Here is a 22028-nt window from a genome sequence, read left to right as displayed (position 1 = left end):
GGCGGCGCAGGGCGCGCCGCCGGCCTCCCCTCGGTGTCACTTGTCGGCGTCGACGAGCTTCTGGATGTCGGCGTCGACCTTGCTGAGCAGCTGGTCGATGTCGGCGTTCTGGTCCGTCAGCACGGCCTGCACGACCGTGTCGAGCGCCCCGTAGAGCTCCTGCGTGTGCTTGTTCGGCTCGGGAACCAGGGTCGCGTCGAAGATCTTGTCCGTGAACGGCGCCACGTTCTCCTGCGGCACGTTGATCTCGTCCTTGATCCAGTCCATGTTCTGGTCGTAGGTCGCCTTGTCGAAGACGGGCAGCGTCGGCACGCCGACCGGCTGGCCCGACTTCACGAGCACCTTCGCGTCGGCGACGGCCTGGTCCTGGTTGAGCAGCTTCTGCATGTAGTAGAAGTCGATCCACTTGACCGCCGCGTCCTTCTGCGCCTGCGACGACTTCGGGCTCACGGCCGCGACGTTTCCGCCGGCGAGCACGCCCGCGTCCTTGTTGCTGGTATCGATCGGCAGCATGGTCAGCCCGTAGTTCTTCGGGTCGACCGCGTTCTGCTGCACGAGCGAGGTCAGCACGTCGGAGCCGGACGGGTACATGGCGATCTGACCGGCGCCGAAGGCCTGGTTGATGCCGGACCAGTCGAGCAGGAAGTTGCTGCCCACCGAGTTGTCCTTCCAGCGCAGGTCCTTCAGCCACTGCAGGGCTTCCTTGGTCACCGGGTTGTTGGTGGTGACCTTGGTCTTGCCGCCCTCGGTGGTCTCCATCCGGCCGCCGCGGGCGTACACCGTGGTGGTGAGCTCCCAGCCGCCGGTGTTGCCCTGCGTCATCTGCATGTAGCCCGCGACGCCCGGCACCTTCTCGGAGATGGTCTTCGCGTCGGCGCGCACCTCGTCCCACGTCGTCGGGGGCTTGTCCGGGTCGAGGCCGGCCTTGGTGAAGATGTCGCGGTTGTACGACAGGCCCATGGCGTACGGGCCGTACGGGATGCCGTAGATCTTGTCGCCGTCCTTGGCGACCGCGAGCACGTTCTCGTTGAACTTCGACGCGTACGGAAGCTTGTTCACTTCCGCGGTGATGTCGGCGAGCTGGCCCGCCTGGATCAGCGACTGCGAGTCGGTGAACGGCACGTTGAAGACGTCCGGGAGGGTGCCGCCCGCGAGCTGCGTCGCGAACGTCGGGCCCGTCCACTGGTACTCCTCCGACTTCACGACGATGTCGGGGTTGGCCTTCTCGAACTCCTTGACGCGGTCGTCGAAGGCCTTGAAGGCGGCCTTGTCGCTGCCCGGGATGAGGCTGGCGACCGTGATGTGGACCTTGCCGTCGTTGGCGTCGGAGCCGGCGGACGAGCAGCCCGCCAGGACGCCGGCCCCGGCGAGGGCGACCGCGGCGACGGCCGCGATCGTGCGTGGTGACTTCATTGTCGGTGTTCCTTCCAGTGAGTGGTGAGGGATCTCTCAGTGAGTGGTGCTGGTCTCCGGCGGCCGCTGCTGTGTTCGTAGCCACGCCGTGGAGTCGGGAGGCAGCAGGCCGTCGTCGAGCGGGCTGCTGCTGAGCAGGATCGCGGTGTTGTCCGGCAACGGGACGGGCACCGCGGACAGGTTGGTGACGCTGACGAAGCGGTCGCCGCGGGCGAAGGCGAGCACGCCCTCGGGGGCGTCGAGCCAGGTGAACGGACCGTCGCCGAGGCCCGCCTCAGCGCGGCGGATCCGGAGGGCCTGGCGATAGAGCCAGAGCATCGACGCCGGGTCGCTCTGCTGCGCCTCGACCGTCAGCCCCGCCCACGAGGCGGGCTGGGGCAGCCACGGCTCGGCCGTCGCACCGGCCGGGCTGAACCCGAACGGCTCGGCCGCCCCGCGCCACGGCAGCGGGACGCGGCAGCCGTCGCGCCCGGGGTCGACGCCGCCGGAGCGGAAGTGCATCGGGTCCTCGAGGCGGTCTGCGGGCAGGTCCTCCACCTCCGGCAGGCCGAGCTCGTCGCCCTGGTACAGGTAGAGCGAGCCCGGTAGCGCTGCGGTGAGAAGGGCTGCGGCGCGGGCGCGACGGCGGCCCAGCTCGAGGTCCGTCGGCGTGCCCCGGCGCTTCTTCACGAACGCGAAGGACGAGTCCTCCCGCCCGTACCGCGTCACCGGCCGGGTGACGTCGTGGTTCGAGAGCACCCAGGTGCTCGGTGCTTCCACCGGCGCGTGCGCAGCGAGCGTCTCGTCGATGGAGGTGCGCAGCTCCTCGGCGTCCCACGGCCGGGCGAGGAAGTCGAAGTTGAAGGCGGTGTGCAGCTCGTCGGGGCGCAGGTACATCGCGAACCGGTCGATGTCGGGCAGCCAGATCTCCCCCACCAGCACCCGCGTGCCGGGGTAGGAGTCCGCAATCGAACGCCAGGAGCGATAGATGTCGTGCAGCTCGTCCCTGTCCTGGTTCGGGTGCTCCCCCGCTTCGGGGTGCTCCGGCACCTCAGGCAGCGCCGGGTCCTTGACCAGGAGGGCGGCCGAGTCGATGCGCACACCGGCGACCCCTCGGTCGAACCAGAAGCGGAGGATCTCCTCGTGCTCCCGGCGCACGTCGGGGTGGTTCCAGTTGAGGTCGGGCTGCTCGGGGCTGAAGAGGTGGAGGTACCACTCGCCGGGCGTTCCGTCGGCGTCGGTGGTGCGCGTCCACGTGTCGCCGGAGAAGTTGGAGACCCAGCTCGTCGGCATCTCCTCGCCGTGCTCACCGCGGCCCGGTCGGAACCAGAAGCGCTCCCGCTCGGGTGAGCCGGGTCCGGCCGCCAGCGCCGCCTGGAACCACGGGTGCTGGTCGGACACGTGATTCGGGACGACGTCGATGATCGTCCGGATGCCGAGCGCCAGGGCGTCCGCGATGAGCGCCTCCGCTTCGGCCAGGTCGCCGAAGGCGGGGTGGATGCGGCGGTAGTCGGCCACGTCGTAGCCGCCGTCGGCGAGGGGCGAGACGTACCAGGGGGTGAACCAGAGCGCGTCCACGCCGAGATCCTTGAGGTAGTCGAGGTGCTGCCGCACACCCGCCAGGTCGCCGACGCCGTCGCCGTTGCCGTCGGCGAAGCTGCGCGGGTAGATCTGGTAGATCACCGCGCTGCGCCACCAGGCGGGGTCGTCGCCGGCCGGCGCCGGAGCCGGCGTCTGTGCGGCGGCGAGGCCGGTGGCGGCCGCGTCGGCGGTGCGGTGCCCGGCATGGGAGCCGGTCAGCACGGAGAGGTCCACGGTGAGCCCTTCGCATCGGGCGGCCCTCTCGGTGGGGCCGCGTCGGCCGCGACGCTGCCCTCGGCATCATCGCTGCTCACCGAAATGTAGCTAACGCGACAAGATGATGCAAGAACTCAACAATGAGTAATTCACTTGCGTACTTTTGCGCGGGTTTGCACTCCGCGCGGGCGATCAGGCGGGCGCCGTGGAGCCCCGCACGACCAGCTCCGGCTCGAAGAAGAGCTCGTCGCGGATGGCCGAATCGCTCGAGATCTGCCGCAGCAGGAGCTCGATGACGGTGCGTCCCATCGGCTCGATCGGCTGGCGGATCGTGGTGAGCGGAGGCTCCGTGCAGTTCATCAGCGCGGAGTCGTCGTAGCCGACGATGGAGACATCCCGCGGCACCGAGAGTCCAGCCCGCCGCGCCGCCCGGATCGCCCCGAGCGCCATCGGATCGCTGGCGCAGACGATCGCGCTGACCCCGGCGGCGAGGAGGCGCGCAGCAGCGGCTTGCCCTGCTTCGAGCGAGTAGAGCGAATGCACGACCAGCCCCTCCTCCAGCGGCGTCCCCCACTCCTCGAACAGACGGCGCGCGGTCGCCAGCTTGCGCATGGACGGCACGTGGTCTCGCGGGCCGAGGAGAAGCCCGATGCGCTCGTGGCCGAGCGAGCGCAGGTGGCCCAGCGCCTGCGCCGTCGCCACGGAGTCGTCGCACGACACCGTGGCGAAATGCAGCTCGTCGACGGGCGCGTTGACCAGCACCGTCGGGAGGTGGAGGTCGCGCAGCCGGTCGTAGTGCTCGTGCGAGGCGCCGACCTGGGCGTACGCCCCTCCCACGAACACCACGCCGGAGACCTGCTGCTGAAGGAGCAGCTCCACCCAGTCCGCCTCCGAGATCCCGCCGGCGGTCTGCGTGCAGAGCACCGGCGTGTAGCCGTTCTGGGCGAGCGCTCCCCCGATGATCTCGGCGAAGGCGGGGAAGATCGGGTTCTGCAGCTCCGGCAGCACCAGGCCGACGAGCCGGGCGCGCTCCCCGCGGAGCTTGGTCGGGCGCTCGTAGCCGAGCACGTCGAGCGCGGTCAGCACCGCCTGCCGGGTGGCGCCGGAGACCCCGGGCTTGTCGTTGAGCACACGACTGACGGTGGCTTCGCTGACTCCGACCTTGCGCGCGACCTCGGCGAGACGTTTCGACATGCAGAGGATTCTACGCAATTGCTTGCAGAATCGCGCAAGTATCTTGCAAACGCCCGAGCGGTCTACGATGACGGACATGGCGACGCGCGCGACCTCCCTCCTGCTCGCCTCCCATCCCGGTCCGACCCTCGTCGTGACGGCCATCTCCGCCGGCCTCGGGCTCGGTCTCGGCTACCCGCCCGGCCGCCTCGTCCTGCTCGCCCTCGCGGTGCTGCTCGGGCAGCTGTCGATCGGCTGGTCGAACGACTGGCTGGATGCCGCGCGCGACCGGGCGGTCTCCCGAGCGGACAAGCCGGCTGCGCGCGGAGACATCTCCCCCACTGTCGTCCGGGCCTCCGCATTCATCGCCCTGGCGCTCGCCCTGGCCGTGACCGCGATCCTCGGGCCCGGTGCGCTGCTGGCGCACCTGATCGCCATCGCGGGAGGCTGGGCGTACAACCTCGGTCTCAAGTCGACCGTATGGTCGTTCGTGCCGTTCGCCGTGAGCTTCGGCCTCCTGCCCGCGATCGCGACGCTCGGTCAGGAGACGCCGGCGTGGCCCGCGCCCTGGGTCCTGGCCGCGGGCGCCCTGCTGGGCGTCGCCGCGCACATCACGAACGTGCTGCCCGATCTGGCCGACGACGCCGAGACGGGCATCCGCGGGCTGCCGCACCGGCTGGGGGCGCGTCGCAGCGGGCTCGCCGCGTTCGCCTGCCTGGCCGTCGCCACCGCCCTGGTCGCGTTCGGTCCCGGCTGGCCGGTCCGGCCCGTGCTAATGGTCGGGCTCCTGCTCGGTCTCGCGGCGGTGGTCCTGGGCGTCGTCCTGCTCCTGCGGCGCAGCCCGACCCGGCTGCTGATGCAGCTCATCATGACGTGCGCCCTGATCGACGTGGTGATGCTGGCCCTGGCGGGTCAGTCGGTCGTCACCGCCTGAACCGGCTCGGCGACCGGCTCCTTGTTGCGGATCCCGATGGCCGAGACGATGCCGCCCGCGAGCAGCAGCGCCGCCGTCGCGATCATCGCGCGGTGCAGGCCGTCGACGTCGAGCTGCTGCCCGATGATCAGGCCCGCCAGGGCGACCGTGATCAGCCCGGCGATGCGCGAGACCGCGTTGTTGGCGGCCGAGGCGATTCCGGCCTCGGCGGGGTGGATGGCGCCGAGGATCGCGCTCGTGAGCGGCGCGACCGTCATCGAGAGCCCGACGCCGAAGAGCAGGACGGCCGGGAGGAGGCCGGTCCAGTAGTTCACGTGGGCGTCGGCCAGCAGCAGCCAGAGGAAGCCGACGGAGGCGACGACCGGCCCGACCGCCATGAAGAACCGCGGCCCGTACTTGCCGGCGAGCCCGCCGAAGAAGCCCGAGAGCAGGAGCATGCACAGGGTCGACGGGATGAACACGAATCCGGCCGCGATGGCGGAGAACCCGGCCACCTGCTGGAGGAACAGCGTCACCATCAGCGGGCCGAACGACAGCGCGCCGTAGACGAACGCCGTGGCGATGTTGCCCACCCAGAAGTTGTGCACGCGGAACAGCGCCAGCGGCAGCATCGGCTGCGCGACCCTGCTCTCGACCACGAAGAAGGCGGTGAGGGAGAGCAGACCGACGACGAGCGGGATCCACACGCGCGGACTCCCCCAGCCGAACGCGCCCTGCTCGATGAGGGCGAACACGGTCCCCGCGAGGCCGACCGAGCCGAAGATCGCGCCCAGGATGTCGACGCGGCCGCCCGTGCCGTGGTCATCCTCCTTCAGCGTGAGCATCAGCGCCAGGGTGATCGCGATCGGCACGACGTTGATCACGAACACCCAGCGCCAGGACAGCGTGTCGACGAAGATCCCGCCGATCACCGGCCCGGCGATCATCGCGATGCCCGTCCACGCCGTCCAGCGACCGATCGCCTTGGCCTGGGCGGCTCCCTCGAAGCGGGAGATGATGATGGCCAGTGAGCTCGGCACCAGCAGGGCGCCCGCGACACCCTGGAGCGCGCGGGCGACGACCAGGAACACCCCGGTCGGGGCGAAGGCGCACAGCAGCGAGGTGACGCCGAAACCGATCAGTCCGGCGTAGAGCACGCGTTTGCGGCCGAACACGTCGGACAGCGAACCGGCGAGCAGGATGAACGACCCCAGCGTGACCAGATAGCCGTCGACCACCCACTGCTGCAGCGGCAGGCCGCCGCCGAGCTCCTTGTCGATCGCCGGCAGAGCCACGTTGATGACCGCACCGTCGAGGAAGGCCACGAAGCTCGCCAGGATCGCGATGATCAGGACTCTCAGCTGGAGCGAGCTCATGCGTTCGGTGGCCATGTGCCCATTCAACGGCCCACGGGACCACCGGTGCAAGCGCGCACGTGCGCGGCTAGTTGTTGCCCTTGGTGCACGTCTGCTGCGCGGCGGTCTGCCCGGTGATGCTGGAGGGGAGCTCGACCGCGGTCGACGACGGATCGGGCGCGGGCGTCGCGGCGGCGTCCGTCGTCGGTGCGGCCGGCGCCTCGGGGGCGGTCGAATCCGACTCCGTCGGGTCCGGGGTCGCCGTCGCGTTCGGGTCCTCCGCCGCGCGTCCGGTCGAGCCGGTCAGCTTCACAGCGACGTCGTTCACCAGCGCTTCGTTGAGCGCCCGCGCAGCCGACGACTGCGGGACGACGCGGTTGACGTTGTCCGGGTCGGTCACGGTCGGGTACTGCACGAAGACCATGTTCTCGAGGCCGGTGTCCTTCACGGCCAGAGCGATCTGCACGAGAGTCGTGGGATTGCTGAGGCTCTCGGACGGCGTCACGCTGTTCACGGCCGCCTTGGCCAGGCCGTAGAGCTGCACCGGGTTCGAGAGCACGCCGCCGCTCACGATCTTGCGCGCGAGCGCGGAGAGGAAGACCTGCTGGTTCGAGATGCGGCCGAGGTCGCTGCCGTCTCCGACGCCGTGGCGGCTGCGCAGGAACGAGAGCGCCTCGTCGCCGACGAGCTCGCTGTTGCCGGCCGGGAGGTCGAGCGGCGGGTTCGTGTACTCGTCCTCGACAGGAGAAGCGAGGCAGACGGTGACTCCGCCGACTGCGGTCGACATGGCGCTCACGCCGGCGAAGTTGATCACCGCACCGAACGGGATGGTGAGCCCGGTCATCTTCTCGACCGTGAGCACGACGCAGGCCAGCCCGCCGCGGGAGAGGGCGGTGTTGAACTGGGCGTAGTCACTGCCGTCGACCGTCCCGTCGCCGTTCTGCGCAGGGCAGTCCGGGATGGCGATCATGAGGTCGCGCGGAAAGCTGACGACCATCATGCTCTTGTGGTCCTGCGCGATGTGCAGCAGCATCGTGACGTCGTTGTTGCCCTCGCCGCTGCTCGCGTCCTGCTCATCGTCGGACTCGTAGATGCCGCCCAGACCGGAACGGCTGTCGGTGCCGGCGATGAGGACGTTGATCCCACCCTCCATGGCGGCGACGTCCGGGATGGCCTGCTGCGTGTGCCCGGGGGCCGAGACCAGCTTCACGCCGGTCTTCACCGAGCGTGCGACATCCCACACCGCGTACGCGCCGACGCCGCCGATGCTGACGAGCACGACCGCGAGTGCGCCGGCGATCAGCCCGAAGACGGTTCCGATCGCCCGGCGACGGCGCAGCTGGCCGTGGCGGACGGGGAGCGGGCCTCGAGCACGCTGATGCCGTCGCGGCAGGTCCGTCATGCCATGCCTTTCGCTGTCGGGAGCACGGGGGATGCGGGAAATCCTAGCGATGAATCCTTTCGACCGGCTGCGAGACGCGCCCGGGGCGCGACGCGGCGCACCCCCGATGCAGGGGGTGCGCCGGCCCATTCCGCAACCCCGCGTTACCCGCGGTGACAGTCGTGACGCCGCGTGACGGGGCGTCTCGACCGCGGCGCGCGCCCTCTGCGAACCTGCGTGGCAACCGTCGAACAGGAGGGTGGTTCCAGACATGAGCGACCAGCTGATCCTCGCCGTCGCGCTCGAAGGAGCGGGATGGCACCCGGCCGCATGGCGGGACGCGGGCATCTCCGCGTCCACCGTGTTCCGGCCGTCGTACTGGGTGGACCAGGCGCGCAGCGCCGAGGACGCCGGCGCCGACTTCCTCACCTTCGAGGACGCGCTGAGCGTCGCGACGCCGACGCGGGCGGACCGCATCCGCGGCCGGCTCGACGCCGTGCAGCTCGCGAACTTCGTCGCGCGGCGCACCGACCGCATCGGCCTGGTGCCGACCACGAGTGTGTTGGAGTCGGAGCCGTTCCACGCCTCCACCCAGCTCGCGACCCTCGACTACACCAGCGAGGGTCGCGCCGGCTGGAAGGTGCAGCTCGGACGGCCGGGCGAGACCGCCAACGTCGGGCGCCGCGCGCTGCCCGAGCTGGGTCCGGCCCTCCTCACCGACCCGGACGGTCCCGAGCAGCTCGCCCGGCTGTTCGACGAGGGCGCCGAGTTCGTCGCCGTCGTGCGCCGACTCTGGGACAGCTGGGAGGACGACGCCGTCATCCGGGATGTGACGACGGGACGCTACCTCGACCGGAACAAGCTGCACCATGTCGATTTCGAGGGCTCGGCGTTCCGCATCGCCGGGCCGTCGATCACCCCGCGTCCGCCGCAGGGGCAGCCGCTGGTCACCGTGCTCGCGCACGCCGACATCCCGTACCGACTCGCCGCGCGCTCGGCGGACCTGGTCTACGTCACCCCGGCGGACGCCGCGGACGCGGCACGCATCGTGCGGGAGGTGCGCGCGCTCGAGAAGACGGAGCGGTTCGAACCGGAGCCCCTGCGCATCCTGGCCGACCTGGTGGTCGTGCTCGAACCGAACGCGCGGGATGCGCGCCGCCGCCTCGCCGAATGGGACGCCCTCGACGGCGAGACCTTCGAGAGCGACACGGCGATTCACGCCACGGATCCCGAGTCGCTCGCCGACCTGATCGGCGATCTCGCCGGAGCCGGGATCGAGGGCGTCCGTCTGCGGCCCGCCTCGGTCCACCGCGACCTCCCCGCGATCGGGGAGCTGCTGGTCCCGGAGCTCCGCCGCCGCGGACTGCTGCCCGACCAGCCGCGCGAGGGGACCCTCCGTGACCGGCTGGGTCTCGACCGCCCCCGCAACCGCTACGCCGCGTGACCCGAGGAGAGCCATGACAGCACAGAACAAGCGCCGGCTCCGGCTGGCGGCCGGGGTGCCCGGCGTCAACCACTGGACCGTGTGGGGCGCCCCCGGCGCCGGCAGCCAGATCGACTTCAGCACCTTCGAGCACGTCGCCCGCACCGCCGAGCGCGGCTTCTTCGACTACTTCTTCCTCGCCGAGGGGCTGCGGGTCCGCGAGCACAAGGGCCGCATCCACGAGCTGGACGTGGCGGGACGCCCGGACAACCTCTCGGTGCTGGCCGCGGTCGCCGCGGTCACCGAGCACATCGGGCTGGTCGGCACGGCCAGCGCGACCTACAACGAGCCGTACGACCTCGCCCGCAAACTCGCCTCGCTCGACCACCTCTCCGGCGGCCGGGCGGGCTGGAACGTCGTCACGTCGTCCGACGCCTTCACGGGTGCGAACTTCCGCCGCGGCGGCTACCTCGCGTACGAGGACCGCTACCGTCGCGCGGAGGAGTTCGTCGAGCTGTCGCGCCTGCTCTGGGACAGCTGGTCCGCCGACGGTCCCGAGCCCTACCGGTTCGCGGGCGAGTTCTTCGACACGCACGGCTGGTTCCCCGTCGAGCCCGGACCGCAGGGACGCCCGGTGCTCGTGCAGGCGGGCGACTCCCCTGCCGGCCGTGACTTCGCGGTGCGCACGGCCGACGTGATCTTCAGCCGCCACGGCGAGCCGACGGCCGGGCGGGCGTTCCGCTCCGACGTCCGCTCGCGGGCACTGGCGGCCGGGCGCGACCCGGACAGCCTCCTGGTGATTCCCGCGGTGAGCGTAGTGCTCGGCGACACGGAGGCCGAGGCGGTCGAACGCGCGCGCGAGATCTCCTTCCAGCAGGTGACCCCGCAGACGGCGATCCACCTGCTGGAGCAGGTGTGGGGCGAGGACCTCTCCGCGCACGACCCGGAGGGGCCGGTGCCCGCACCGCCCGCCGCCGCGGGCGAGCAGCTCACGCAGGGCCAGGCCCGTCGCGTCGACGACCCGCTGGCCGCCGCGCGCGAATGGCACGCGCTCGCCCAGGAGCACGGCTGGAGCATCCGGGAGCTCGTCGTCAGCCAGACGACCAGGCACGAGTTCATCGGCACGCCCGACTCGATCGCCGCCCAGCTCGACGACGCCGCCCAGACCGGAGCGGCCGACGGGTACGTGCTCTCGGGATCGGTGGTCCCGCACGGGATCGATGAGTTCGTCGACCGCGTCGTCCCGCTCCTGCAGGAGCGCGGCGTGCTGCGCACCGAGTACGAGCACCCGACGCTGCGCGGGACCCTGGGCCTGAGCGATCCCGACGAACGCACGGGTGCGGCCCCGCGGGTGGAGGTGGCATCGTGACCGCGATCCCGCTGGGCATCCTCGACCTCGTCCCGGTCTCGAGCGGCTCCAGTCCGAGCGACGCTGTGACAGCCACGCTCGATCTCGTCCGCCGCGCAGAAGCCGCCGGGTACGCGCGCTACTGGTTCGCCGAGCACCACTTCAACCCCGGCGTGATCGGCTCCTCACCGGCGGCGCTCATCGCGCTGGCGGGAGGCGTCTCCGAGCGCATTCGGCTCGGCTCCGGCGCCATCCAGCTCGGGCCGCAGAGCACCGAGGCGACGATCGCCGAGGAGTTCGCGCTCCTCGATGCGGCGCTGCCCGGCCGGATCGACCTCGGGATCGGCCGCTCCGGACTCGCGACCGGCGGCCCGAGCGCACCCGAGACCGCTCCGGAGACCGTCACCGGCGGACTCCTCATCCCCGAGCCCTTCCGGTTCGAGCGCGTCTTCGCCGCCCCCAAATTCCGCACGCTCGGCGCCCTGCTGACCCGCGGCGAGGGCGGACCGGCGTTCGCCGACCAGGTCGAGACCATCCTCGCCCTCCTGGGAGGCGGCGTCGGCGACGGGGACGAGCGGGTGGCGCTGGGCGTGGACGGCTCCGGCCCCGAACTCCGGCTGTTCGGCAGCGGGACGCTCACCGCGCGTCTCGCCGGCCGGCTGGGGCTCCCCTTCGCCGCGAACTACCACAGCGCCCCGAGCGGCGTCCTGATCTCGGTCGAGGGGTACCGGAGCAGCTTCGTGCCGTCGGATCGGCTCGCGCAGCCGCACGTCGTCGTCTCCGCCGATGTGGTCGCCGCTGGCACGTCCGACCGCGCGCACGAGCTCGCAACGGGATACGGCGCCTGGGTGCGGAGCATCCGCACGGGTGCCGGGGCGATCCCGTACCCGTCGCCCGCCGAGGCCGCCCGCCTCCCTTGGACCGACGAGGACCGCCGGCTCGTGGACGACCGCGTCCGCACCCGCTTCGTCGGGACGGCGGTCGAGGTCGCCGACCGGCTCGAGACGCTGCGAGACGCGACCGGCGCCGACGAACTCGTGCTGACGACCATCACGCACGACCCCGACGCGCGTGCCGCCAGCCACGAGGCGATCGCCCGGGAGTGGGTGCGCCGTGGCTGAGGTGCGGTCGGCGATCGACGTCCACCGGTCCCCCGCGGCGGTGTTCACCGCGCTCACCGACCCGGCCCGGCTGAGCAGGTGGCTGGGCGACAGCGTGCGGTTCGAGTCCCGGGCCGGCGGCCGGGTCGCCGCGACCGAAGCGGGAGTGACGACCACCGGGCATGTGCTGGAGGTCGTCCCCGCCCGTCGGCTGCTGATCGCCTGGGATCCGGCGCAACCGGCCCCGGCGGACGCACCGCCCGCGTTCGCGCCCGGATCGCGACTCGAGCTGACCCTCGCTCCGGAGGAGGGTTCGACGCATCTCTCCGCCATCCACTGGTACCTCCGCGCGGAGGCCGCACCCGCCGCGCAGCGCGACCTCGACCTGCGCCTGGGCCGCCTCCGCGCCCTCCTGGAGCCCGCGGCGTGACGACCGCGCGCGACCTGCGCCGCCCGACCACACCCAGCACCCGCTACCTCGACGCCCTGCGGGAGCGCACCGAGGAGCGGGCGCTCGTCGCCGCGCCCCTCAGCTCGCCGCACCCGGGCGCGCCCGACGCGCTGCGCACCGCCGTCACCGACGCCGTCACGGCGCGGGAGGAGCGGATCGTCGCGCTCGCGCGCCGCATCTTCGCGGATCCGGAGGAGGCGTTCGCCGAGCACCGAGCCGCCGCCGCGGTCGCCGAGGAGCTCCACCGCGACGGACACGAGGCGGAGGTCGGCCGGTTCGGACTTCCCACGACCGTGCTCGCCTCGGCCGGTCGCGCGTCGGGAGGCCCGGTCATCGCGGTGCTCGCCGAGTACGACGCGCTGCCCGGGATCGGGCACGGCTGCGGCCACAACATCATCGCCGCGGCCGCGGTCGGCGCCTTCCTCGGCGTCGCCGCCGTCGCCGATCGCCTCGACGGCCGGGTCGTCCTCCTCGGCACGCCCGCAGAGGAGGGCAGCAGCGGCAAGGAGCTCATGGCGCGCGAAGGCGCGTTCGACGGCCTCGACGCGGCGATCATGGCGCACCCGTTCGGCTACGACGCCGCCGACCATCCCTTCATCGGCCGCCGCATCCTGCGGGTCCGCTACCTCGGAGTGCCCGCGCACGCCTCCGCCGCTCCCTTCATGGGGCGGAACGCCCTCGATGCGGCGACGCTCCACTATCAGGCGGTCGCGCAGCTGCGACAGCACCTGCCGCCCGGCGACCGGGTGCACGGCGTGCTCTCGGGCGGCGACCGGCCGAGCGTTGTGCCGGCGCACGCCTCCCTCGAGTACTACCTCCGCTCGCCCGAGGCGGCGACCCTGCGAGAGCTGAGCGACCGGCTCACCGAGATCTCCGAGGGCATCGCCATCGCCACCGGCACGGGAGTCGAGCTCGACTGGGACCCGCTGCCCTTCACCCTCCCGAGCCGATTCAACCGGCCATTGAACGAGCGCTGGGCGGTCAACCAGGAGCAGCGCGGCCGCCGGGTGCTGACGCGGGAGGTGGTGCCGTCGGAGCTCGCGGCCTCGACCGACTTCGGAAATGTGAGCGTCCGCCTCCCGGGCATCCACCCGGTCATCGCCGTCGCGCCGCCGGAGGTCGCGCTGCACACCGCGGAATTCGCCGCCTACGCTGGTGGGGAGGCGGGCGACCGGGCCGCGGTGGATGCGGCGCACGGTCTCGCCCTCACCGCACTCGACTTCCTCACCGACCCCGCCCTCCGTGCGGCGGTCGCGGAGGACTTCGCCGCCGCGGGCGGACCGCTCGACGTCGAAAGGTACTTCTCATGACCAGCACCCATTCCACCCCGGCCGTCTACGCCCTCCACGAGAACCCCGACTGGTTCGAGCCGTTCCGCCGGGCGTTCGAGGAGGAGGGCGTTCCCCTGGTCGAGTGGCTGCTGGTCGACGGCACGCTCGACCTCGACGCCGTTCCGCCGGAGGGCGTGTTCTGGTCGCGGATCAGCGCGTCGTCGCACACGCGCGGGCACGGCCTCTCGAAGGACTACGCCCGCAGCGTGCTCTCCTGGCTGGAGTCCCACGGCCGCCGCACGGTGAACGGGCGCCGGGTGCTGGAGCTCGAGGTCAGCAAGGTCGACCAGCTCACCGCGCTGCGGGCCGCCGGCATCGACACCCCGCGCACTGTCGCCGTCATCGGCGTCGATCGGCTGGTGGAGGCGGCGCGCGCCTTCCCGACGCCCTTCCTCACCAAGCACAACCAGGGCGGCAAGGGCCTCGGCGTGCAGCGGTTCGACTCGGCCGACGAGCTGGCTGCGACGATCGACGCCGGACTGTTCGAGACTCCGGTCGACGGGATCGTGCTGCTGCAGGAGCTGCTGGTGGCGGCCGAGCCGGCCATCACGCGGGTCGAGCTGGTCGACGGCGAGCTGGTCTACGCCGTGCGCGCCGACACCGAGCTGGGCGGCTTCCAGCTGTGCCCGGCGGACGCCTGCGTGATCGACCCGGTGACCGGCGCCGAGCTGCCGCAGCAGCTGTTCCGTCTGCGCGAGGGGTTCGACCATCCCCTCGTCGAGCAGTACCGCGCCTTCACCCGTCGCACCGGCATCGAGATCGCCGGCATCGAGTTCATCGAGACGGTCGACGGCCGTGCCGTCACCTACGACGTCAACACCAACACCAACTACAACGCCGAGGTGGAGGCCGCGGCCCCGTCGTCGGGGCCGCGGCAGATCGCCCGGTTCCTCGGGCGCGAGCTCGCGTCGCTCTACGCGGCGGTCGGCTGAGGCTCCGCCGCGCGACGACCCAGTGCGGGCGCGACGACGGTCAGCACGTCGTGCAGGACCTGCTCGTAGTCCGCCTCGGCGAATTCGTAGGGCAGCTCCAGCCGCAGCTCGTCGACCTCGGCGAGGGCCGCGTCGGCGAGGAGCGTCTCCACGATCTGCTCCGTCGTGCCGACGATGTCCGGCGCGAAGAGCGTCCGTCGGTCACCGTGCGCGACGCCGACGCGGGCATCCCGCTCGCGCTTGTACGCCCGGTAGCGCTCGGCGGAGGCACGGTCAGCGCTGTCGGTGGGCAGGATCACCCGGCCCAGGGCGACCCGCAGGTCGTCCGGCCGCGTGGTGAGCGAGCGATGCAGCCGGATCAGGTTCACCTGGGCCGTGACGAAGTCGTCCGTCCCCTCGCCTGAGATGACGTTCCCCGTGAGCAGGTGGAGGCCGTGCCCGGCCGCCCAGCGGATCGAGCGGGAGCTCCCGCCGCCGTACCAGAGCCGGCTGTCCAGCCCGGGGCTGTACGGCTGCAGGCGCGGCCGCTGCACGTTCCCGGGCGAGTGGATCACCGTCCCCTCGTCGCCGAGATAGGCGCCGGAGAGGTGGTGCTTCAGCCGTTCGATGCGCCCGTGCCCGAGGTCGTACGACGTCCAGTCTCCGTCGAACACGTGCGCGCCCAGCAGCTCCGCGTGCGGTGGCGTCCCGGCGCTCAGCCCGACCGCCAGGCGGCCGCCCGAGAGCACATCGGCCGTGGCGAGATCCTCGCCCAGCCGCCACGGGCTCTCGTAGCCGATCGGGATGACCGCCGTGCCGAGCTCGATCGTGCTCGTGCGCTGCGACGCCGCGCCCAGCACCACGGCCGCCGACGAGATGCCGTGCTCCAGGTGGCGCTGACGCACCCACGCGCCGTCGTAACCCGCCCGTTCCCCGAACGCGATCAGCCGGAGCGTCTGCTCCAGGCCGCCGGCCGGGTCGTCGTCGTCGTAGTTGCCGGGCGTCAGGAACGAGATGCTGCGGAGGGCTGCCATGCGCGGCCTTTCGGGATCGTGGCGGCCGGCCAGGCCGGGTCGCCGATGCGTTCGCGGAGCGTCGGGGCGACCTCCGCCTGGAAGAGCTCGAGCGAGTCGACCCACTGCGTGCGGCCGAGATGACCGGGATGGCCGCCGACCGAGATCACGCTGTTGCCGAACGCCTCGTGGTAGCGGCCGACCTTGTCGATCACTTCCTGCGGGCTGCCGACGAGCGCGGACGAGCGCGCGAGGTAGTCGTCGTAGTCGGCGTAGTCGGTGCGCGTGCCCGGGAGGGAGTGATCGGCCTGCGCGACCGCGGCGACGAACTCCTCGTACACCGGCCGGTAGGCGGCCTTCGCCTCCTGCGAGGTCGGCGCCACGAAGAGGGCGTGCCCGGCCCCCACCGTCGCCTGGGCGGGATCGCGGCCGGTCTCCGCCCACACGGCACGGTAGTGCCGAACCAGGGCGGCGTACTGCTCGATCGGGTTCATGGCGTTCGCCGAGAAGATCGGGTCGCCGTGCCGGGCGGCGAGCTCGACGGACGCCTCCGACGTCGCGGAGCCGTGCCAGATGCGGATGCGCTCCTGCAGCGGGCGCGGCTGCACGTCCGCCTCCACCAGCGGCGAGGTGCGGATGCTGGGAACGCCGGGCGTCGGCTCCCACGTCACCGCGCGCGACGACCACAACTGCCGCAGTAGCAGGTAGTTCTCGCGCAGCGTCTCCCACGCCTGCGTGCGCCCGATGCCGAACAGCTCGGCCTGCTCGGGCCCGTTGCCCTTGCCGATGATCAGCTCCAGGCGTCCGCCGGAGAGGTGGTCGAGCGTCGCGTAGTCCTCGGCGACGCGCACGGGGTCGAGCACCGAGAGCAGGGTGACCCCCGTGAAGAGCCGGATCCGGCTCGTCGCCGCCGCCAGATAGCCGAGCAGCACGGTCGGCGAGCTCGACAGGAACGGCGCGTGGTGCCGCTCCCCCACAGCGAACCCGTCGAAGCCGAGCTGCTCGAAGAGCACGGCGTTGTCGACGACCTCGCCGAAGCGCTCCGCCGCGAACGGCGGCTCCTCGCCCGGGTGGCGCGGCGGGTTGGCGATCAGATCCAGTCCGATGAACTTCACGAGGGTCTCCTCCTGCTATTTCGTCTTGTACGCGTCGACCAGCGAGCCGAGGCGCGAGTCCGCCCCGAGCACGATGCCGTGCACGTTCTGGGCGGTCCCCAGCACCGTCGTCAGCTCGACGACCGGGATGTAGTAGGCCAGGTCGACGATGCGCGCGTTGGCCTTCTGGGCGATCTCGGCGCGCTTCGTCTGGTCGGCCGTCGCGAGCTGGTCGGTGAGGTCCTGCTGCAGCTCGGGGTCGGTGTACCCCTTGGCCGCGTTGCTGGGCAGTGCCGACGAGAACTGCGTGCGGAGCACATCCCCGTCGGCCCGCGAGAGGTTGCCGTAGGCGAGGTCGAAGTGCCCGGCGCTCGCCTCCGCGAGGTACTGCGGTACGGTGCCCGTCCAGACCTCGACCGTGATGCCGATCGCCTTCAGCTGCTGCTGGATGAGCTCGATGATCGACTGGTTCGGGTTGAAGTTGGCGATGTAGCCGAGCTTCAGGTCGAGCTTCGTGCCGTCCTTCTCGCGGATGCCGTCGCTGCCCTTCTTCCAGCCCGCCGCGTCGAGCAGCTTCTCGGAGGCCTTCGTATCGAAGCCGAGCTGCGTGCTGAGGTCGACGGCGCCGGGGGTGTTGGCGGCGAGCACGCTGGTCGCGACCCTGAACTCCGGGGTGAGCGCGGACTGCTGGATGAGGTTCCGGTCGAGCGCGGTCAGCAGCGCCTTGCGCACCGAGACGTCCGCGAGTGCGGAGCCCTCCTTGATGTACGTCGAGAGACCGAACGCGATGCCCGGGTTGGCCCGGACCACCAGCGGGGTGTTCTGCGCCTGCAGGCCCGCGATGTCCTGCGGCAGCACGCCGCCGATCGCGTCGACCTGCTTCGAGCTGAGGCTGCCCGTGCGCACGCCGGCCTCCGGGACGATGGTGAACGTCACCGTGTCGAGGTGGGCGGCGCCGCGGTTGGTGTAGTCCTCGGGAGCCCACGCGTAACCGTCGCGCTTCGTCAGCACCACCGAGGTGTTCTTGGTGTAGCTCTTCAGCACGAACGGCCCGGTCCCGCTGAGGCCCGCCCCGGTGGCGCGGTCGTCGTACGGGATCTCGAGCGATTTCGGCGACAGGAGGCCGAGCGCGACCGACGACGCGGCCTGCGGGAACGCGCCGTTGGGCTTCGAGAAACTCACCGTGAACGTCGAGTCGTCCACCACCGTGGTGCCCGCGTAGTTCGGGAGGGCGGTGATGGCGTTCAGCGCCTTGGTCGCGTTGGCGACGATGTCGTCGAAGTTCGCCTTGACCACCGCCGCCGTGAGCGGCGTTCCGTCCGAGAAGGTCACACCCTTCCGCAGGGTGAACGTGAACTGGGTCGCGTCGGCGTTCGCCTCCCACTTGGTCGCGAGCCACGGCACGATCTTGCCGGTCTTCGGGTCCTGCTCGGTCAAGGAGTCGAACAGCTGGCGCTCGACGTAGAGGGTGTCGTTGCCGCTGCCCGTCGCGGTCGGGTTCAGCGTGATCGGGTCGTTGCCGAGCGCGAAGGTCAGGGCGCCGCCGTCGACGGGCGTGGCCGCCGCGGACGACGAGGCGCCGGGAGCGGATGTGCCCGCGCAGGCCGACAGGAGCAGGCCGGCGGCGGCCGCGGTCGCGATGCCGGCGGCGAGCCGGCGGAAGGTCGGTGTTCTCATGCTGTTCTCCTGATGCTGGGATGGGGGTCGGGGATGTGGGCGTGGGAGTCGCGACCGGGGATGGCCTCCAGCAGGTCGCGGGTGTAAGGATGCTGCGGGTCGCCGAACACGGCGCTCACCGGTCCGGCCTCGACGACGCGGCCGGCGCGGAGCACGGCCACCTCGTCGGAGATCTGGCGCACGACCGCGAGGTCGTGACTGATGAAGAGGTAAGCCACGCCGTGCTCGGCCTGCAGCTCGGCGAGCAACTGCAGGATCTGGGCCTGCACGCGCACGTCGAGCGCCGAGACCGCCTCGTCGAGCACGATCAGCTCGGGGCGCAGCGCCAGGGCACGAGCGATCGCCACCCGCTGGCGCTGGCCTCCCGAGAGCTCGGCCGGCCGGCGGTCGAACGCGTTCGCGGGAAGCCCGACCTCGTCCAGGAGCACCCGCGCGCGCTCGGCCTGGGAGCGGCGGTCGCCGACCCGGAGCGATCGCAGCGGCTCGGCGATCACGTCACCGATCGACAGCCGCGGGTTCAGGGAGGCGTACGGGTTCTGGTACACGACCTGGATGCGCCGGCGCAGCTGCCGGAGCCGCCCGCCCGCGAGCGCGGTGACGTCCTCGCCGTCGAACACGATCCGTCCGGCCGTCGGCTGCTCGAGGCGCAGGATGAGCCGGGAGGTCGTGGTCTTGCCCGAGCCGGACTCCCCCACGAGCGCGAGGGTCCGGCCGCGCTCGATCGCCACGCTGACGTCGTCGACCGCGCGCAGCCCGCCGAACTCCTTGACCAGTCCGTCCGCCCGCAGCAGAGCCTCGGGCGCGGGCGCCGTGTCGGTCGTCGCGACCGCGTGGCGCTCCCGAGCACGGGTGAGGAACGTCCCGCCGGTCGTGTTGAGGCTCGGCGCCGCCGCGATGAGCGACCGCGTGTACGGGTGCTGCGGATCGCCGAGCACCGCGACGGGCGTCCCCTCCTCGACCAGCTCGCCGTCCGACAGCACGAGAATGCGGTCCGCGCGTTCCGCGGCGATCCCGAGGTCGTGGGTGATGAGCAGCGTCGAGGCGCCGACCTCCTCGGTCAGCGCGTCGAGCTGATCCAGGATGCGGCGCTGCACGGTGACGTCGAGGGCGCTGGTCGGCTCGTCCGCGATCACGAGAGCGGGGCGGGCGGCCAGGGCGATCGCGATCAGGACGCGCTGCCGCTGTCCTCCCGAGAGCTGGTGCGGATATTGCCGGGCCCGCAGCTCGGGGCGATCGATGCCCGCGCGCTCCAGCGCCTCCACCGCGTCGAGCAGGGCCGTGCGCCGGTCGGCCAGCTTGTGGATGGTCAGCACCTCCGCCACCTGCTGCCCGATCGTCTTCACCGGGTTGAGGGAGACGGTCGGGTCCTGCGGCACGTAGCCGATCCGCCGGCCGAGCAGTGAGCGGAAGGCCGCCCCGCGCAGGCCGGAGAGATCCTCTCCGTCGAAGTGGATGCTGCCGCCGACGGTCGCGTTCGGGGCCAGCAGGCGCACGATGGCCGCGGCCGTCGTCGACTTGCCCGAGCCCGACTCGCCGACGACCGCGACGCGCTCCCCCGCGGCGACGCGGAAGCCGATCCCTCGCACCGCGTCGACGACGCCTCCGCGGGTGCGATAGCCGACGCGCAGGTCGTCCACCCGCAGCAGTTCCGTGTCGGTCACCGTGCTCCTCCTGCCGAGCCGAGGTTCGACAGCCCGCGCGAGATCCGGTTGCCGGCGAGCACCGTGAGCGCGATCACCAGGCCGGGGATGGTCGTCATCCACCACGCAGTCGCGAGGAAGTCGCGGCCGTTCGCGACCAGGGCTCCCCATTCCGGCGTCGGCGGCTGGGCGCCATAGCCGAGGAAACTGAGCGCCGAGATGGCGAGGATCGCGCTGGAGAAGTCGAGCGCCACCAGTGCGAGCAGCGGCGAGATCGAGTTCGGCAGCACGTGCCGCAGCAGCACGCGCAGCCTCCCGGCGCCACCGGCGACCGCGGCCTCCACGTACACGCTCGATCGCACGCGCAGCACCTCCGAGCGGAGCACGCGGGCGTTGGACGCGACGGAGGTGACACCGACGGCGATCGCGACGTTGACCGTCCCGAAGCCGAGGGCGACGACGAAGGCGAGTGAGAGCAGCAGTCCCGGGATGGCGAGCAGCACGTCGGTGAAGCGCATGAGCACCGCGTCCACCCACCCGCCGCGATATCCCGCGACGAGCCCGATGACTGTGCCGGCGAGCAGCCCGACGACCACCGCGATCGCGGCGGCGCCGAGCGACAGCCCGGCTCCGTGCACCACGCGCGAGAAGAGGTCGCGACCGATCGCGTCCGTCCCGAACAGGTGGGCGAGCGACGGTGCTTGGCGCACCGGGCCGGTCGTCTCCAGCGGGTCCACCGGCGTGAACAGGGTCGGCGCGACGGCCGCGACGAGCAGGAGCAGGATCCAGACCGCCGAGACGACGAGGCCGGGGCGGCCGAGCAGGTCGCGGACGGTGGAGGCGCCGCGGGCCGCTCGGCGCGAGCGAGCGGCGCCGGTGGCCGTGGGAGTGCCGGAGGCGGCCGCGCGGTCGAGGGCCAGCGTCTCGGTCATGCGGTCACCGCCGGGATGCGGACGCGAGCGCGAGCGGTCACGATCCGCGGGTCGAGCAGCGGGTACACCAGATCCACGATCAGGTTGACGACGACGAACACGAGCGCGCCGAACACCACGACGCCCTGCACGACGGGGATGTCCTGGGCCGCCACCGCATCCGCCGTCGTGCGCCCGAGGCCCGTCCGGCCGAAGACCGTCTCCGTCACCACCGATCCGGCGAGCAGGTTGCCGACCACCAGCCCCGCGATCGTGAGCGCCGGCAGCGCCGCGTTGCGGAAGGCGTGGCCGAGCTGCACGCGGGTGGTGGAGGCTCCCTTCGCCCGCGCCGTGTCGGCGTAGGGCTGGGCGAGCTCGCGGTCGAGACCCTGGGCGAGCAGCTGTGCGATCAGTGCGCTGGTCGGGATCGCGAGCGTGATGGCCGGGAGCACGGCGCTGCCCGGGCCGTTGCCGGTCGCCGGGAACAGGGCCAGCTGGAACGAGAAGAACTGGATTAGCAGGAGCCCGAGCCAGAACGACGGGATGGCGACGCCCAGCGGCGGCAGGCCGAGGAGCAGCCCGCGCAGCCAGCGCGCCCGGGTGCGCGTGGCCGCCAGGGCGATCCCGGTGCCGAGCAGCAGGGCGAAGAGGAAGCCGAGGCCCGCGATCTGCGCCGTCGCCGGGAGGCTCTCCGCGATCAGGGCGGAGACCGGGCGCCCCGAGACGAACGACCTCCCGAAGTCGCCGGTGAGCGCGTGGGCGGCCGACGTCAGCAACCGGACGACGACCGGCTGGTCGAGGCCCCATTCCGAGCGGATCGCCGCGACCTGATCGGCGGTCAGATCACTGGACTGGCCGCCGGTGAGGCTCGCGAGCGCGTCGCCGGGCAGCGCCCAGAGCACGAGGTAGCTCGCCGCGTACGCGACGGCGAGCACCAGGGCCGCCTGTGCGAGGCGGCGCAGGATGTACCTGCCCATGTCGGCTCCTTTCACGAGGAAGCGGTGGAGGTGGTGGATCCCATTCCCCCAGGAACTCGCGCATCGCTCCCCCTCGGATTACCGACTGTGTCCGTTCTTACGCACCGTTACCGCGACCCTCGCTTTTCTCTCGCTGGGGGC

General features: G+C 71.9%; 18 protein-coding genes. 7 read left to right on the top strand and 11 right to left on the bottom strand.

What is annotated here, in order from left to right; translation table 11 throughout:
• Positions 1 to 36 precede the first annotated feature (36 nt).
• The 3 genes from FHX33_RS05195 to FHX33_RS05185 all read right to left on the bottom strand — a co-directional run bounded on the left by FHX33_RS05195 (position 37) and on the right by FHX33_RS05185 (position 4383).
• Entirely contained in the window at positions 37 to 1413 is a 1377-nt protein-coding gene (locus tag FHX33_RS05195; protein WP_021757613.1) for an extracellular solute-binding protein, read from the bottom strand.
• A 36-nt stretch (positions 1414 to 1449) separates the two neighbouring features.
• A complete protein-coding gene (locus FHX33_RS05190) occupies positions 1450 to 3075 on the bottom strand; it encodes a glycoside hydrolase family 13 protein (protein WP_338092016.1) in 1626 nt (541 codons plus the stop codon).
• Between the two features lie 306 nt (positions 3076 to 3381).
• Positions 3382 to 4383, bottom strand: coding sequence for a LacI family DNA-binding transcriptional regulator (locus tag FHX33_RS05185; protein WP_021758159.1), 1002 nt, complete (start codon positions 4381 to 4383; stop codon positions 3382 to 3384).
• A gap of 76 nt (positions 4384 to 4459) precedes the next feature.
• Between FHX33_RS05185 and FHX33_RS05180 the strand changes: the two genes are divergently transcribed.
• Entirely contained in the window at positions 4460 to 5296 is an 837-nt protein-coding gene (locus FHX33_RS05180; RefSeq protein WP_183428238.1) for a UbiA family prenyltransferase, read from the top strand.
• On the opposite strand, the gene FHX33_RS05175 is transcribed toward FHX33_RS05180, so the two are convergent.
• The gene (locus FHX33_RS05175) at positions 5275 to 6666 is read right to left on the bottom strand and encodes an MFS transporter (RefSeq protein WP_021758203.1); all 1392 of its coding nucleotides are present in this window, start codon (positions 6664 to 6666) and stop codon (positions 5275 to 5277) included. The genes FHX33_RS05180 and FHX33_RS05175 overlap by 22 nt on opposite strands.
• 52 nt (positions 6667 to 6718) lie before the next feature.
• A complete protein-coding gene (locus FHX33_RS05170) occupies positions 6719 to 8032 on the bottom strand; it encodes an LCP family protein (protein WP_021758202.1) in 1314 nt (437 codons plus the stop codon).
• Between the two features lie 250 nt (positions 8033 to 8282).
• Here FHX33_RS05170 and FHX33_RS05165 point away from each other — a divergent pair, with 250 nt between their 5' ends.
• The 6 genes from FHX33_RS05165 to FHX33_RS05140 are packed head-to-tail and all read left to right on the top strand — an operon-like array spanning position 8283 to position 14596.
• Positions 8283 to 9455, top strand: a complete 1173-nt coding sequence (locus FHX33_RS05165; protein ID WP_021758201.1) for an LLM class flavin-dependent oxidoreductase — start codon at positions 8283 to 8285, stop codon at positions 9453 to 9455.
• A 13-nt stretch (positions 9456 to 9468) separates the two neighbouring features.
• Positions 9469 to 10803, top strand: a complete 1335-nt coding sequence (locus tag FHX33_RS05160; protein WP_183428237.1) for an NtaA/DmoA family FMN-dependent monooxygenase — start codon at positions 9469 to 9471, stop codon at positions 10801 to 10803.
• Positions 10800 to 11903: an LLM class flavin-dependent oxidoreductase gene (locus tag FHX33_RS05155; protein WP_183428236.1), complete on the top strand. Its 1104-nt coding sequence runs from the start codon at positions 10800 to 10802 to the stop codon at positions 11901 to 11903. Before FHX33_RS05160 ends, FHX33_RS05155 begins: the two co-directional genes overlap by 4 nt.
• On the top strand, positions 11896 to 12312 hold the full coding sequence (locus FHX33_RS05150; protein WP_183428235.1) for an SRPBCC domain-containing protein: 417 nt from the start codon (positions 11896 to 11898) through the stop codon (positions 12310 to 12312). Before FHX33_RS05155 ends, FHX33_RS05150 begins: the two co-directional genes overlap by 8 nt.
• On the top strand, positions 12309 to 13643 hold the full coding sequence (locus tag FHX33_RS05145; RefSeq protein WP_338092001.1) for an amidohydrolase: 1335 nt from the start codon (positions 12309 to 12311) through the stop codon (positions 13641 to 13643). The genes FHX33_RS05150 and FHX33_RS05145 overlap by 4 nt, the downstream gene beginning before the upstream one ends.
• A complete protein-coding gene (locus FHX33_RS05140) occupies positions 13640 to 14596 on the top strand; it encodes an ATP-grasp domain-containing protein (protein ID WP_021758919.1) in 957 nt (318 codons plus the stop codon). The genes FHX33_RS05145 and FHX33_RS05140 overlap by 4 nt, the downstream gene beginning before the upstream one ends.
• On the opposite strand, the gene FHX33_RS05135 is transcribed toward FHX33_RS05140, so the two are convergent.
• From FHX33_RS05135 to FHX33_RS05110, 6 genes are read right to left on the bottom strand one after another with little or no spacing between them, the layout of a single operon-like run.
• Positions 14578 to 15609, bottom strand: a complete 1032-nt coding sequence (locus FHX33_RS05135; protein ID WP_021758917.1) for an LLM class flavin-dependent oxidoreductase — start codon at positions 15607 to 15609, stop codon at positions 14578 to 14580. The two genes, FHX33_RS05140 and FHX33_RS05135, sit on opposite strands and share 19 nt — an antisense overlap.
• On the bottom strand, positions 15579 to 16703 hold the full coding sequence (locus FHX33_RS05130) for an LLM class flavin-dependent oxidoreductase (protein ID WP_021758915.1): 1125 nt from the start codon (positions 16701 to 16703) through the stop codon (positions 15579 to 15581). The genes FHX33_RS05135 and FHX33_RS05130 overlap by 31 nt, the downstream gene beginning before the upstream one ends.
• Before the next feature lie 15 nt (positions 16704 to 16718).
• Complete coding sequence (locus FHX33_RS05125; RefSeq protein WP_183428234.1) at positions 16719 to 18359, bottom strand: ABC transporter substrate-binding protein; 1641 nt, start codon at positions 18357 to 18359, stop codon at positions 16719 to 16721.
• Positions 18356 to 20020 carry a dipeptide ABC transporter ATP-binding protein gene (locus FHX33_RS05120; RefSeq protein ID WP_021763423.1) on the bottom strand — a complete coding sequence of 555 codons (1665 nt, stop codon included), beginning with the start codon at positions 20018 to 20020 and terminating at the stop codon, positions 18356 to 18358. Before FHX33_RS05120 ends, FHX33_RS05125 begins: the two co-directional genes overlap by 4 nt.
• Positions 20017 to 20931 carry an ABC transporter permease gene (locus FHX33_RS05115; protein ID WP_183428233.1) on the bottom strand — a complete coding sequence of 305 codons (915 nt, stop codon included), beginning with the start codon at positions 20929 to 20931 and terminating at the stop codon, positions 20017 to 20019. Before FHX33_RS05115 ends, FHX33_RS05120 begins: the two co-directional genes overlap by 4 nt.
• Positions 20928 to 21887, bottom strand: coding sequence for an ABC transporter permease (locus FHX33_RS05110; RefSeq protein WP_021764828.1), 960 nt, complete (start codon positions 21885 to 21887; stop codon positions 20928 to 20930). The genes FHX33_RS05115 and FHX33_RS05110 overlap by 4 nt, the downstream gene beginning before the upstream one ends.
• Positions 21888 to 22028: the final 141 nt, after the last annotated feature.

The sequence above is a fragment of the Leifsonia aquatica genome (assembly GCF_014190775.1).
GTDB lineage: Bacteria > Actinomycetota > Actinomycetes > Actinomycetales > Microbacteriaceae > Leifsonia > Leifsonia aquatica.
This window is presented reverse-complemented; position numbering and strand designations above follow the sequence as displayed.